Origin of the sequence: Sphingomonas sp. Root720 (genome assembly GCF_001428605.1) — a bacterium.
Lineage (GTDB): Bacteria > Pseudomonadota > Alphaproteobacteria > Sphingomonadales > Sphingomonadaceae > Rhizorhabdus.
This window is the reverse complement of sequence record NZ_LMID01000010.1, coordinates 632222-645989: the sequence shown is the minus strand read 5'-3', so window position 1 is coordinate 645989 and position 13768 is coordinate 632222. Positions and strand designations below refer to the sequence as shown.

The following is a 13768-nucleotide window of genomic DNA, read 5'->3' as shown; positions in this document are numbered from 1 at the left end:
TTCTACCCCTTAGGGCGTGACGCCGGATCGCAGCAATGATTTGTAACCGTAGGGAAACGGTGGGCTGAAACTCCCATCATCATAATGGCCGCGTCGATCATGACGCGACCCGATCAGAGGAAGCGCAGGCCGGCGAAAGGAGGGACGATCCGAAATCCAAAAAGGGGATTGTCTTATGCGTTTTCCGAACATCACCGCCTCCGTCCTTGCGCTGCTCGTCGCGACCCCGGCCCTGGCCCAGGAGGAAAGCTCGCCGTTCACCGTCTCCGGCAGCATCGGCCTCGCCAGCGACTACCGGTTCCGCGGCGTTTCCCAGACCGACAAGGAAATGGCCATCCAGGGCGGCATCACCGTCGGCCATGAAAGCGGCTTCTATGTCGGCACCTGGGGTTCGAACCTCGCCGGCTGGGGGACGTTCGGCGGCTCGAACACCGAGCTCGACATTTTCGGCGGCTACAAGATCGAGCTGACCGAGGGCGTCGCGCTCGACGCGGGCCTGACCTGGTTCATGTATCCGGGCGGCGCCGACAAGACCGACTTCGCCGAGCTGTTCGCCAAGCTCAGCACCACGCTCGGCCCGGTCTCGCTGCTCGGCGGCGTCGCCTATGCGCCGAAGCAGGAAGCGCTCGGCCGCTGGTATTTCTCGGGCGCCTCGGCCTCGACCGGCATCTATGACGCGCCCGGCGACAAGGAGGACAATCTCTACATCTGGGGCGACATCTCGGGCGCGATTCCGAACACGCCGGCTACGCTGAAGGCCCATCTCGGCTATTCGAACGGCAATTCGGGGCTCGGCCCGAACGGCACCAGCGTCGCGCCGACCGGCAAATATCTCGACTGGCTGGTCGGGCTCGACGTCGCCGTCCCGGGCACGCCGCTGACCGCGGGCGTCGCCTATGTCGACACCAACATCAGCAAGAGCGAGTCGGCCTATCTGCTGCCGAACTTCTCGTCGACGAAGAACGGTTCGTCGATCGCGAGCGGCAAGGTGGTGTTCTCGCTGACCGCCGCTTTCTAAGCATCGGTCCGACGACGACAGGGGGCGCGCGGTTTCCGGACCGCGCGCCCTTTGCTTGCCCGTCAGAAATCCAGTTCGAAGCGGGCGCCGGTCACGTGCAGGCCATAGTCGCGCCGCCCGCCCGCGGCGATCGCGGCGTCGGTATAGGCCAGATAGCCGTAGTTGAGGTTGAACCGCAGATATTCGACCGGCGTCCAGACGATGCCGGCGAACCAGCCATTCTGGGTGCCGGCGCGGATCGTGCCGTCGTTGAGGTTCAGATAGTCGTAGCGAAGGTTGAGCTGGATCGCGCCGGTGCCGCCCTTGCCGAACGGGGTGGACGGCTTCGTCCCGCCGAAGATGCCGTTGCGATAGGAGCGGCTGTCGTCGGTCAGGAAATAGCCGATCTCGGCATAGCCGCCGAAGAAGCGCGAATTGGGTCCCGGCCCGATCGCATCGAGCCAGTGGGTCTCCGCCGCGGCGTGCCAGCGACCGTGGATCGCCGCCAGCTCCAGCCCGTAGTGGAGCTCGCGGTCGACCAGGAGGCCCGGCGTGGCGAGGATACGGCTGTTGCTGCTGTGGAGGTAGGGACGCTGGCGATAGCGCACCGGGGTGTCCGACAGCCGGCCGAGCATGCGCAGATGCGCCGACCCGCCGAGATGGACCTGCGTCGCGCCGAGCCTGGGCGCGTAGACCGCGCGTCCGTCGAGGCTGAAGCTGTCATTCTCGTCGCCGCCGGCGGGCCCGTCGCTGGCGTCGGCCAGCGCATCGACATCGTCGGTGAAGATGCCCGCCTGGAGCAGGATGTCCTTCCGGCGATACTGGACGGCGACGCCCATCCGACGTTCGAAGTTGAAGGCGTCGGTGAAGGCGGCGCGCTCCATCAGCGACCCGGTGGTGTCGCCGGTCAGCTCGTCGAGCGACTGGAACTGGTTCTGGTTGCCGATCGCGATCTGCCAGGGGCCCTTCTCATAGGTGACGAAGGTGTCGACGAGGTCGACGCTGTTGTCCGACAGCTCGAGCTCCAGCTTGTAGCCGAAGCCGCTGCCGAGCTTGCCCTCGCCGCCCAGCCGGATGCGCCGGACCTCGTTCGAAAAGCCTAGCCCGCGATCGGCGATGCCGCGCGGGGTGGAGACATGGCCGGCGTCGGCCTGGATGCGGCCCTTCACCTTGAAGCTGCGGTCGTCGCTGGTGAACTGGGGCGAGCCCTTCCAGCCGATCGCCGTCGCCGTCACCGCCGGCGCCGTCGCAGGCGCGGGGCCGGCCGGGGCCGCTGGTAGCGCCGCGACCGGGGGATCGCCGCCCAGCCGCGCCTCGATCGCGGCCAGCCGGGCCCGCAACGCGCGCACCTCCTCCCGCAACACCTCGCTCTCCTCCGCCGACAGGGGGGCCGCGGCCAGCGGCATGGCGAGCGAGGCGGCAGCGGTGGTCAGCGCCACGCGAGCGTATCTGAACATGGAACGTCTCCCGGCGGCGACGTGGCCGCGTGGGATGGCCGATGTGACGCTTCCATGTCTTTTTTGTTACAAGCGGAGAGCCGGCAAACCTTTGTCATGAAAGGACATGAAAGGGCCATCCATTTGCCGGGCCCCTATCCGTCCGGGCGGAGCTTCGCGGCGGCCAGCAGCAGGCCGGCTGCCTCGGCCGGGCCGATGCCGCCATCCCAATGGCGTCCGCCGCGCTCCTCGATGCGAAAGGTCCACATCCGGGAGTCGCCGGGACGATAGCGCCCGGCGATCGCGCGCAGCTCTTCCTCGCCGATCTCGAAGGCGATCCGCCGGGTCGAGGCGCAATGGCCCCAGCCGTCCTCGTTCGGGCAGAAGCGCTCGCCGTCTTCCGACAGGATCAGCTCCGCCGCGCGCGTGCCGGCCGCGCCGGAAAGGCGCGCGACGGTGAAGCTCCGGCGCGGACCCCAATGGAAGATCGACTGATGCACCTCGTAGCGGACCGCGCCGCTTGTCCGGTCGATGACCGCGCGCAGGTGATTGTCGCTCAGCAGGGTCCGGATCGGCGACAGCGGCTGGGGCACGAACCCGGGCTGCGTCGAAAGCAGGACCCGGTCGGCGGCGGCATCCTCGCTGACCGACACGGCGGCATGGAAATCGTCGGGGGTCATCGCGCGGAGCCGCGCGGGCATCGCGCCGGTGGTGGAGGCGGCGGCGGCGGCCAGTGGCGCGGCCAGGATCGCCATTCCTCCCATGATCGCCGTCCAGCCCATGTCGCTCTCCCGATAAGGTCCTGGAGAGGATGGCTCGGCCGCCTTTCCGCCGCGCGGCGGGTTCGCGACAAAGCTTTGCTGTGGCTCCCCGGCCGCCGGAAATGTCGCATAGTGCACACCCATCATGGACCATCGGGCATTTTGCGATCGGTTTCCTCGAAATCATTTGGCAGCCGCCCGCCCGACCATTACGCACGCCGCAATGATCGCGGCGGCTCACATTCCGGAACGGCAGGCGGAGCGTCGCTTCGCCCGGATCGTCCTCCTCCTGATCATCCTCGGTTTCGGGCTGGTGACACTGGCCGGCCTGACCGCGGTGGCGGTGCTGGTGCGTGGCGAGGAACAGACCCGCTGGGTCGATCACACCTTCCAGGTCGAACGCGAAGCTTCGGCGATCCGGCTGGCGCTGGAGGAGATGCGCAGCGCGCGGCGCGCCCATGCGCTGAGGCTGCAGTTCGACAGCGGTGCCGCCTATGACGAGGCCGCGAAGCGTCTCTTCGCGGGCATCGATCACGTCGCCGGGCTCACCGGCGACAATCCGGTGCAGCAGCGGCATGTCGAGGAACTCCGCCGGCTGTCCGAGAGGCTCGACAGCGTCTTTCGCGAGTCGATGGCGCCGAGACTCCAGCGCCTGGCGGACGTCGAGCGCGAGCGGCAGGAGATCGCCCAGCGCGTGGAGGCCTCGACGCTGCGGATATTGGCGACCGAGCGCGCGCTGCTCGGCCGCCGCTCGGAGACGCGCGACGAGGGGATCAGGCTTTTCTACGCGGTCCTGTTCGCGACCGCGTTGTTGCTGGCCCTCGTCGGTGGGGGATCGATCTGGGTGATCCGCCGCTATACCACCGACCTGCAGCGGTCGCGCGACGAGCTTCGCGAGCTCAACGAGAATCTGGAGGATGCGGTCGCCGAACGGACCACCGACCTCCAGCGCGCCAATGACGAAATCCAGCGCTTCGCCTATATCGTGAGCCACGACCTGCGTTCGCCGCTCGTCAACGTGATGGGCTTCACCGCCGAGCTGGAGGCCGCGATCGACCCGCTCAAGGCCTTCGTCGACAGCGTCGGCGAGCATGATCCCGGTCAGGTCAGCGAGGAGGTCCGGCTGGCGGTGCAGGAGGACCTGCCCGAGGCCGTCGGCTTCATCCGCACGTCGACCCAGAAGATGGACCGGCTGATCAACGCCATCCTGCGCCTGTCGCGCGAAGGGCGGCGCACGATCACGTCCGAGCGGCTCGCGCTCGATGCGGTGGTCGGCGGGGTGGTCGACGGGTTGCGTCACCGGATCGACGAACTGGGCATAGCCATTACGGTCGAGCGGGACCTGCCGACGATCGTCAGCGATCGGCTGGCGGTCGAGCAGATTCTGTCCAACCTGGTCGAAAACGCGATCAAATATCTCAAGCCCGGCCGGCCCGGCGAGGTCGCGATCGGCGCTACGACGGTGCCGGGGCGGGTGCTGATCTCCGTCCGCGACAACGGCCGCGGCGTCGAACGGCGCGACCATGAGCGCATCTTCGACCTGTTCCGCCGATCGGGCGAACAGGATCAGCCCGGCGAGGGAATAGGGCTCGCGCATGTCCGGGCGCTGGCTTATCGCCTGGGCGGAACAATCTCGGTCGAGTCCGAACTGGGCCAGGGGGCGACCTTCACCGTCAACCTGCCGGCGGTCTTCACCGGTGAGAAAGCAGTCTTGTCTTGAAGGGGACCGCATCATGAATGCCGAGCAAGCCGTGAACATCGTCATGATCGAGGACGATGAGGGCCATGCCCGCCTGATCGAGAAGAATATCCGCAGGGCGGGAATCTCCAACCCGATCCATCATTTCATCGACGGCACCTCGGCGATGAAATTCCTCTACGATTCGCCCGATGGGCCGGTCCACGCCGGTCCGGCGCTGATCCTGCTCGACCTCAATCTGCCCGACATGAGCGGCACCGACATCCTCGCCAGGATCAAGGGCGAGGGCAGCCAGCTCAAGCGCGCGCCGGTCGTGGTGCTGACCACGACCGACGACAAGATGGAGATCCAGCGCTGCTACGACCTGGGCTGCAACGTCTACATCACCAAGCCGGTCAACTATGAGAATTTCGCCGCGGCGATCCGCCAGCTCGGCCTGTTCCTGTCGGTGATACAGGTGCCGGACATCGAAGAGGGCTGATGAGCGACACGTCGCCCGCGATCCTCTACATCGACGACGACGAGGGGCTGTGTCGGCTGACGGCACGCGCCCTGGGCCGGGCGGGCTATCGCGTCGAAACCGCCGGCAGCGGAGTGCAGGGCGTCGCCAAGGCGGCGGCCGAGCGCTTCGACCTGGTCGCGGTCGACCATCATATGCCGGGACAGGACGGGCTGCAGACGCTGGCCGCCCTGCAGGTCCTGCCCGAACCGCCGCCGGTGATCTTCGTGACCGGCTCGGACGACAGCCGGCTCGCGGTGACGGCGCTGAAATCCGGCGCGATCGACTATGTCGTGAAGACGGTCAACGCCGACTATTTCGACCTGCTCGGCCAGGCGGTGGCACAGGCGCTGGCGACCGTGCGGCTGCGGCGCGAGAAGGAGGCGGCCGAAACCGGCCTGCGCGAAAGCAACGAACGGTTGCAGATGCTGCTGCAGGAGGTGAACCACCGCGTCGCCAACAGCCTCCAGCTCGTCTCGGCCTTCGTCCATATGCAGTCGCGGGCGCTCGACGATGCCGAAGGCGTCGCCAAGGCCGCGCTGGACGATACCCAGCGCCGGATCGCCGCGATCGCGCAGGTGCACAAGCGGCTCTACACGTCGGATTCGGTCGAGAGGGTCGACATGGGCGACTATCTGGGCTCGCTGGTCGACGAACTGGGCGAGACCTGGTCGACGCCGATGGCGCCGCGCGCGATCCGGCTGACGGCCGAGCCGCTCAAGCTGGCCACCGACAAGGCGGTCGCGCTCGGCATCATCGTCACCGAGCTTGTCACCAACGCCTGCAAATATGCCTATGCCGCCGATTGCGCGGGAGAGGTACGCGTGAGCCTGACCGATGCGGGCGACGGGCGCTTCCTGCTCAGGGTCGAGGATGACGGCTGCGGGATCGAGCTCGGCTCGACCAAGGGGACGGGTCTCGGCACCAAGCTGATCAGCGCGATGGCGCAGACGCTGAGGGCGAAGCTCGAGCAGGAACCGTCGGCGCAAGGCGTCAGCATGGTCCTTCTGGCGGCGAAATAACCGACTTCGAACACGGTCCGTCGCCGACCGCGCATGCGCTGAGCCGGCGAGGGCGACGAGGCTGTTGACCGACTCGGGCGCGCATGATTGCTGCATCGCAGCACATATTGGGGGTTTGGATGGCGTTTCCGATCTTCGCGCTCGCTTATGGCTTCCTGACGACGTTCATTCTGACCAGCCTCTCGCGCAACCGGCGCGAGGCGCGGCCCGACACGCCGGTATTGAGCCTGATCGGCCACGGCCTGATGGCGGCATCGGCGACCGGCGGCTGCCTCGCGCTCAGCGCGGCGGCCTGGGCGTCTCTCGCCGCCTAGGGCATCCGTGCGGCGCGACCGGGGAATGCCGGTCGGTCACCCGGCGGGGCTGCGCTCCGCCTGCGACACCGCGTCGGCCGCGCGCAGGGCGGCGATGATCTTCATCAGATGCTGGACGTCATGCACCTCGATCGTCACGTCGTAGGTGTGGAAGGCCGCGTCGCGATGGGACAGCGACAGGTTGACGATGTTCGCATGGTGCGCGCCCAGAATGCCCGACATGATGCCCAGCGCGCCCGGCTCGTTCTTGACGATCACGACCAGCCGCGCGGTGCCGCCGTCCGATCCGTCGCCCCAGGCCAGGTCGACCCACTCCGAGTCCTGTTGCTCGGCGAGCTTGCTGCAGTCGATCGTGTGGACCTCGACCGGCTTGTCGGGCCGGCGCACGCCGATGATGCGGTCGCCCGGCACCGGGTTGCAGCAATCGGCGAGCTGGAAGGCGACGCCGGGGGTCAGCCCCTTCATCGAGATCGCCTCGCGCTGGCCGCTCTCGCGGCGCTTGACGCCGGCCTTCTCGGCGCTGCCAGGCATCAGCGCGTCCATCACCGTCGCGTCGTCGATCAGCTTGCGGGCGACCGCCTCCATCAACGCCTCCTCGTCGGGAAGCTTGAGCCGCTTCAGCGCCTCGGGTAGCGCCTCGGGGCCGAGCGCGGCGGGGATGCGGCGGACGATCTCGTCATAGAATTTGCGGCCGAGCGCGATCGTTTCCTCGCGCTCCTTGTGGCGGACGAAGCGGCGGATCGCGGCGCGCGCCTTGCCGGTGAAGGCGAAGGTCAGCCATTCGACCTGCGGTTCCTGTGCCTTGGAGCGCAGGATCTGCACCTGGTCGCCATTCTCGATCAGGGTGCGCAGCGGCACCACCCGGCCGTTGATCTTGGCGCCGACCGTGGTGTCGCCGACATCGGTATGGACGGCATAGGCGAAGTCGATCGCGGTCGATCCCTTGGGAAGCTGGATCAGCTCCCCGGTCGGGCTGAACGCGAAGATCCGGTCCTGGTACATCGCCATGCGGGTATGTTCGAGCAGCTCCTCCGGATTGTCGGCATGCTCGAGGATGTCGACCAGGTCGCGGATCCAGCTGTGGTTGCCCGCTTCGCCGGCGGGCTTGCCCTGCTTGTAGGCCCAATGTGCGGCCAGGCCATATTCGGCCTCGGCGTGCATTTCCTCGGTGCGGATCTGCACTTCGATCCGCATCTTCTCCGAATGGATGATCGAGGTGTGGAGCGACCGGTAGCCGTTGCGCTTCGGGGTCGAGATATAGTCCTTGAACCGGCCCGGCACCATCGGCCAGCGGCGATGGAGCACGCCCAGCGCCTTGTAGCATTCGTCGATGTCGTCGACGACGACGCGGAAGGCCATCACGTCGGAGAGCTGCTCGAAGCTGATGTGCCGTTCGGCCATCTTCTTCCAGATCGAATAGGGGTGCTTCTCGCGCCCCTGGATATCGGCCTTGACGCCGGCGCGACCAAGCTGGAGGCGCAGCCCCGAGCTGATCCGCGAGATCAGGTCGCCGCCGCCGTCGTTGAGCTGCTTGAGCCGCTTGGTGATCGAATCATAGGCGTCGGGTTCGAGCTGCTGGAAGGCGAGCGTCTGCATCTCGCGCATGAACTCGTACATGCCGATCCGCTCGGCGAGCGGGGCATAGATGTCCATCGTCTCGCGGGCGATGCGGCGGCGCTTCGCCTCGGACGGAATGTGATGCAAGGTCCGCATGTTGTGCAGACGGTCGGCCAGCTTGACCAGCAGCACGCGGATGTCGCTCGACATGGCGAGCAGGAATTTGCGCAGATTCTCGGCGGCGCGCTCATTCTCGGTCTGCGCCTCGATCTTCGACAGCTTGGTGACGCCGTCGACGAGCCGCGCGACCGAGGGGCCGAAGCTCTTCTCGATCTGCTCGGGCGTGGCGACCGTGTCCTCGATCGTGTCGTGGAGGATCGCGGTGGCGATCGTCTCGTCGTCGAGCCGCAGATCGGTCAGGATGCCGGCCACCTCGATCGGGTGGCTGAAATAGGGATCGCCGCTGGCCCGCTTCTGGCTGCCATGCGCCTGCATCGAAAAGACATAGGCGCGATTCAGCAACGCTTCGTCCGCGTCCGGATCGTAGCTCAATACCCGATCGACGAGTTCATATTGTCTCAGCACGATATCATGATGGGGTTTCGGCCTGCGCACTTGCAACTGGCAAAAGCGGAAATTTGTGGCGGATCAGCCACAAAGCGCGCCCCAAATGCTTCAGATGCGAAACGACCCGCCGGTCGGGGACCAGGCGGGTCGCTGAAAACTCCGGCCGTGGGGAGCCGGGATAGCTTATTCGTAATCGCCGCCGATATTCTGGTTGCGCGGCGGAGCGGCGGCGGTGAGGCGGAGCGCCTCGGCCGAGGCGGCCAGCGAGCCGTTCTCGTCCGGCGCATCGTCATCGTCGACGCGGACGCGCTGCAGGCTGGACACGACCGCTTCATGCAGATCGTCCGGCGTGACCGTCTGCTCGGCGATCTCGCGCAGCGCGACGACCGGGTTCTTGTCGCGGTCGCGATCGATGGTCAGTTCGGCGCCGCCCGAGATCTGGCGCGCGCGCTGGGCGGCCATCAGCACGAGGTCGAACCGGTTGGAAATCTTGTCGACGCAATCCTCGACGGTGACGCGCGCCATGAAACGCTCCGCTATAACTGGGGAAATCGGAAAGACGGGCGGCTATCAGGCCGGGCCCCGAATGTAAAGGAAAATGGATGCCGGCGCCCGGAAAGCGCCTATTCCGCAGCCGCCTTGTGGGCCCAGAACAGGCCGCAGGGGGGGATGTTCCACCATTCGAGGTCGCGATCGATCGATTCGAACAGGGGCTCGATCAGGGTCAGCACATAGGCCGAATATTGGTAGATCAGGAAGGAGCCGCCCGGCGCCAGCACCCGATGGGTCGCCTCGGCGATCGCCGGACCCACCCCGGTCGGCAGGGTGGAGAAGGGCAGCCCCGACAGGACATAGTCGGCCTTCTCGAAGCCGTGCGCGGCGACGATGTCGTTGACGTCGGCCGCCGACCCGTGGACCGCGACGAAGCGGCTGTCGGTGAACTTGCGGCGCAGATAGTCGACGAAGACCGGATTGGTGTCGATCACGAGCAGGGTCGCGTCGACCGGGAGCCGTTCGAGGATCGTGGCGCAGAAGGTGCCTACCCCGGGGCCATATTCGACGAAAAGCTTCGTCCGCGCCCAGTCGACCGGCGCCAGCATCGCATCGATCGTCCGCCGCGACGAAGGAATGATCGAGCCGATCATCACCGGATGGCGAAGGAATTCCCGGAAGAACAGGGCGAAAGGGCTGATGGAGGCGGATGACCTGTTGCTGGCGTCAACGCTGCTGCCAAGCGCCTGATCGGCCATTAAACTCACCTAATGCTGGCCCGAACGGGCTTGGGATCCTCTAAACCCTCCGTTCGCAAATGCCGCCGCTAAACGCAAGCGTCGGCCGTTACGGATACGACGGGACGATATCCCAACCGCCCGAACCGTCGCGCGGTTGCGTAGCGGGCAAAAAAAAGGCCGATCCCGAAGGACCGGCCGTGAAAGTTTTAGGAGAGGATGCCTGAAAGGCCCGATCTTTTTGCGCTGCGGCATCAATTTTCGCAAATGCAGAGTTCGATCGAGCGATTGCAACATTTGCAACCTTGAAATCCCAATAAACCGCTGTTTATAAGCTAAGGCTTACCGGCTCTCGGAGGCCGTTGCGATATTTTGCAGTGCAACGTGAACCGCCGGCTATGGAGGCACGCATGCGTAGATTGCCGCCGCTGACCGCGATCGAGGCCTTCGTACAGGTCGCCAGGCTCGGATCGGTCAAGGCCGCCGCCGAGGAACTGGCGCTGTCGTCGCCGGCGCTCAGCCGCCGCGTGCAGGCGCTCGAACGTTTCATGGGCCGCAACCTGTTCGAGCGCCGCCACCAGGCGATGACCCTGTCGACCGAAGGCGAAAAGCTGCTGTCGCGGATCGCACCCGCGCTCGACCAGCTCACCCTCGCGATCGACGCGACCTCGGGCGAAAGCGAGCTGGTCCGGCTGCGGCTGGGCGTCATGCCGTTGTTCGCGTCGCAGCGGCTGATGGGGCGGCTGCCCGAGCTGCGCGAGCGGCATCCCGAACTGCACATCGACATCGACACCGCCAGCCATGCGCTCGCCCGGCTCGGCGAGGGGGTCGACGCGGCGATCGTGCTGGCGCGCGACATCGACTCCAGCCTCTATTCGCGGCGGATCGACCGCGACAAGGCGGTCGCGATCGTCAACCGCTCGCTGCTGACCGGCCGCTATCCAGTGAACAAGCTCGACGACATCGCCCGGCTGACCATCTTCCTCCACCGCGACATGGCCGAACTGTTCAACATGTGGCGCGAGGCGCTCGGCCGGCCCGATATCGAACCGGCCGCGGTCGACCTGTTCGACTCGGGGCAGCTGATGCTCGACGCCGCGGCGCAGGGGCTGGGGGTGGCGTTCATGCTCAAGAGCCATCTCGACGACGCGCATGACGACCGGCTGACCAGCCTGTTCGACGACAGCATCGAGAGCCCCTATGGCTATTGGTTCGCCTGTCGCCGGCCGGCGCTGTCGACCCGCGCGGTGCGGCTGTTCCACGACTGGCTGTTCGGCGCGTCCTGACCGCGCCAAAAGAAAAGGCGGGAGCAGCGCCCCCGCCTTGTCGGTAGCCTTCGCGGAAGCGGGTCAGGCGTCCGCCGCGACCCGCATCTTCACGATCTTGCCCGGCGTGCGGGGCGGCTCGCCCTTCGGCAGCGCGTCGACATGCTCCATGCCCGATTCGACCACGCCCCAGACGGTGTACTGGCCGTCGAGGAAGCGCGCGTCGTCGAAGCAGATGAAGAACTGGCTGTTGGCGCTGTTCGGGCTGGAGCTGCGCGCCATCGAGCAGACGCCGCGGACATGCGGCTCGCGGCTGAACTCGGCCTTGAGGTTCGGCTTGGGCGAGCCGCCCATGCCGGTGCCGGTCGGGTCGCCGCCCTGCGCCATGAAGCCGGGGATCACGCGGTGGAAGACGACGTCGTCGTAGAAGCCGTCGCGGGCGAGGCTCTTGATCTGCTCGACATGGTCGGGCGCCAGATCGGGACGCAGAGCGATGACGACATCGCCGCCTTCGAGCGTCATGATCAGCGTGTTTTCGGGATCTGCGGCCATATCATCTCCTGTCGGCAAGCGAATCTGCGGCCGTCCCTATCGGGAAGTTCGCGCCAAGGCGAGCGATGATTGGCCGGCCGGGCGGTCGCCGGAGCGGTTCCGCCGACGAGCCGCGGACCGGGCGGCAGGGCGGAGGGCCGTGTCGCCGTCCCGGCGGCGGCGCGGATCTGCCTTCTCGATCGATCCGGCTTCCGCCACGCGGCGTCCGGCTATAAACGAGGCCGGTGACGGAGTCGGAAACCAACCAGCACCACGACAGGGCGACCGTCCCGATCGCACCGATCCCGAAGATGATCGTAACCCTCGCGATCATGGCGTCGACGATCCTCGTCGTGCTGGACCAGACGATCGCCACCGTCGCGCTGCCGCACATGCAGGCGGCGCTGGGCGCGACCCCCGACACGATCACCTGGGTGCTGACCTCCTACATCATGGCGACCGCGGTCGGGACGCCGCTCACCGCCTGGCTGACCGGGCGGTTCGGGCGACGGCAGGTGTTCCTGGTCTGCGTGTTCGGCTTCACGGTCAGCTCGATGCTCTGCGGCGTCGCGACCTCGCTGCCGATGATGGTGGCGTGCCGGCTGGCCCAGGGCCTTTTCGGCGCCTTCCTGATGCCGATGTCGCAGGCCTTCCTCTACGACATGAACCCGCCCTCGCTGCAGGTCCGGGCGATCACCATGTGGGGGGTCGGCGCGATGGTCGGGCCCATCGTCGGCCCGTTGCTGGGCGGCTACCTGACCGATACGTTCGACTGGCGCTGGGTGTTCTTCGTCAACGTGCCGGTCGGCATCGCCGCCCTGGCCGGCATCTATTTCGGCCTGCCCGAATTCCCGTCGGTCCGCCGCACCTTCGACCATGTCGGCTTCATCATGATCGCCGTCGCGCTCTGCTCGCTCCAGCTCGCGCTGGACCGCGGCACCCAGCAGGACTGGTTCGACGCGCCCGAGATCATCATCGAGTTCGGCATCAGCATCTCGGCCTTCTGGATGCTGATCTTCCATCTCCGCCGCTCGCCCCATCCGATCATCTCGCCCGGCCTGTTCGCCAACCGCAGCTTCAGCGGGGCGATGATCCTGGCCTTCGTCCTGATGCCGACGATCATCGCCAGCAACGCCCTGCTGCCGCAGCTGTTCGTCCAGCTGCTCGGCTATCCGGTCTCGACCGCCGGGGAGATGATGTTGCCGCGCGGCATCGCGATGACGCTGGGCATCTTCCTGGGCGGACAGTTCACCCGCTGGATGGAAGGCCGCCTGCAGGTCGCGATCGGCGTCTGCATCGTCATCTGGTCGCTCTACCTCCAGACCCGGTTCTCCATGGAGATGGACCAGCACCTGATCATCTGGGCGGGCGTGCTGCAGGGCTTCGGCACCGGGATGGCGATGACGGTGCTCAACTTCACCGCGATGTCGAGCGCGCCGCTCACCCACCGGACCGAGGCCGCGGCGCTCTATGCGCTGTCGCGCAACACCGGCGCTTCGATCATGCTCGCGATCTTCTCCGCAATGCTGGCGCGCGATCTCCAGATCAACCATGCCGAGCTCGGCGCGCGACTGTCGTCGGGGGGGCTGCCGCTGCACCTTTCGAGGCTATGGGCCGGCGGCGGCCTCGACGCGCCGATCGCCGCGCTGGCCGAGGCCGAGGTCAACCGGCAGGCGATGATGATCGCCTATATCAACGATTTCTGGGTGATGATGTGGACCGTGGTGGCGCTGCTGCCGCTGGTGCTGCTGCTGCGGCCCAAGCGCGCGCCGAAGGGGGGCGAGGGCCTGGCGGCGATGGCCGACTAGCCGGCTGCGCGGCGGCGATTTCGCCCACGATTTCGGCCGCTATTGCATTGCCGTTTCCGCCCGTCCGGCCTAGACGGGCCGCT

At 66.9% G+C, this 13768-nt stretch carries 13 protein-coding genes; 7 read left to right on the top strand and 6 right to left on the bottom strand.

Features of this window, described 5'->3' with window-relative positions; all coding sequences use genetic code 11:
* The first annotated feature begins 175 nt into the window (after positions 1 to 175).
* Positions 176 to 1018 (top strand): TorF family putative porin, encoded by an 843-nt coding sequence (locus ASE22_RS10405; RefSeq protein WP_056358418.1) that lies wholly within the window; start codon positions 176 to 178, stop codon positions 1016 to 1018.
* Between the two features lie 62 nt (positions 1019 to 1080).
* Here ASE22_RS10405 and ASE22_RS10400 read toward each other — a convergent pair whose 3' ends face one another.
* Together ASE22_RS10400 and ASE22_RS10395 are read right to left on the bottom strand one after the other, a co-directional pair.
* Entirely contained in the window at positions 1081 to 2454 is a 1374-nt protein-coding gene (locus ASE22_RS10400) for an OprO/OprP family phosphate-selective porin (RefSeq protein WP_056358416.1), read from the bottom strand.
* Between the two features lie 134 nt (positions 2455 to 2588).
* Complete coding sequence (locus ASE22_RS10395; protein ID WP_056358414.1) at positions 2589 to 3215, bottom strand: hypothetical protein; 627 nt, start codon at positions 3213 to 3215, stop codon at positions 2589 to 2591.
* A gap of 202 nt (positions 3216 to 3417) precedes the next feature.
* Between ASE22_RS10395 and ASE22_RS10390 the strand changes: the two genes are divergently transcribed.
* The 4 genes from ASE22_RS10390 to ASE22_RS10375 all read left to right on the top strand — a co-directional run bounded on the left by ASE22_RS10390 (position 3418) and on the right by ASE22_RS10375 (position 6728).
* Entirely contained in the window at positions 3418 to 4914 is a 1497-nt protein-coding gene (locus tag ASE22_RS10390; RefSeq protein WP_056358412.1) for a sensor histidine kinase, read from the top strand.
* A gap of 13 nt (positions 4915 to 4927) precedes the next feature.
* Positions 4928 to 5374: a response regulator gene (locus tag ASE22_RS10385; RefSeq protein WP_056358411.1), complete on the top strand. Its 447-nt coding sequence runs from the start codon at positions 4928 to 4930 to the stop codon at positions 5372 to 5374.
* On the top strand, positions 5374 to 6414 hold the full coding sequence (locus ASE22_RS10380) for a sensor histidine kinase (protein ID WP_056358409.1): 1041 nt from the start codon (positions 5374 to 5376) through the stop codon (positions 6412 to 6414). The genes ASE22_RS10385 and ASE22_RS10380 overlap by 1 nt, the downstream gene beginning before the upstream one ends.
* Before the next feature lie 119 nt (positions 6415 to 6533).
* Positions 6534 to 6728 (top strand): hypothetical protein, encoded by a 195-nt coding sequence (locus tag ASE22_RS10375; RefSeq protein WP_056358406.1) that lies wholly within the window; start codon positions 6534 to 6536, stop codon positions 6726 to 6728.
* Between the two features lie 36 nt (positions 6729 to 6764).
* Here ASE22_RS10375 and ASE22_RS10370 read toward each other — a convergent pair whose 3' ends face one another.
* The 3 genes from ASE22_RS10370 to ASE22_RS10360 all read right to left on the bottom strand — a co-directional run bounded on the left by ASE22_RS10370 (position 6765) and on the right by ASE22_RS10360 (position 10030).
* A complete protein-coding gene (locus tag ASE22_RS10370) occupies positions 6765 to 8870 on the bottom strand; it encodes a RelA/SpoT family protein (RefSeq protein WP_056358823.1) in 2106 nt (701 codons plus the stop codon).
* A gap of 165 nt (positions 8871 to 9035) precedes the next feature.
* A complete protein-coding gene (rpoZ, locus tag ASE22_RS10365) occupies positions 9036 to 9377 on the bottom strand; it encodes a DNA-directed RNA polymerase subunit omega (RefSeq protein WP_056358403.1) in 342 nt (113 codons plus the stop codon).
* A gap of 98 nt (positions 9378 to 9475) precedes the next feature.
* Entirely contained in the window at positions 9476 to 10030 is a 555-nt protein-coding gene (locus ASE22_RS10360) for a class I SAM-dependent methyltransferase (protein ID WP_443028907.1), read from the bottom strand.
* A gap of 461 nt (positions 10031 to 10491) precedes the next feature.
* Here ASE22_RS10360 and ASE22_RS10355 point away from each other — a divergent pair, with 461 nt between their 5' ends.
* Entirely contained in the window at positions 10492 to 11367 is an 876-nt protein-coding gene (locus ASE22_RS10355) for a LysR substrate-binding domain-containing protein (protein ID WP_056358820.1), read from the top strand.
* 63 nt (positions 11368 to 11430) lie between these two features.
* Here ASE22_RS10355 and ASE22_RS10350 read toward each other — a convergent pair whose 3' ends face one another.
* Positions 11431 to 11898, bottom strand: a complete 468-nt coding sequence (locus ASE22_RS10350; protein ID WP_056358397.1) for a peptidylprolyl isomerase — start codon at positions 11896 to 11898, stop codon at positions 11431 to 11433.
* Between the two features lie 224 nt (positions 11899 to 12122).
* Here ASE22_RS10350 and ASE22_RS10345 point away from each other — a divergent pair, with 224 nt between their 5' ends.
* A complete protein-coding gene (locus ASE22_RS10345) occupies positions 12123 to 13685 on the top strand; it encodes a DHA2 family efflux MFS transporter permease subunit (RefSeq protein ID WP_235536215.1) in 1563 nt (520 codons plus the stop codon).
* Positions 13686 to 13768 lie beyond the last annotated feature (83 nt).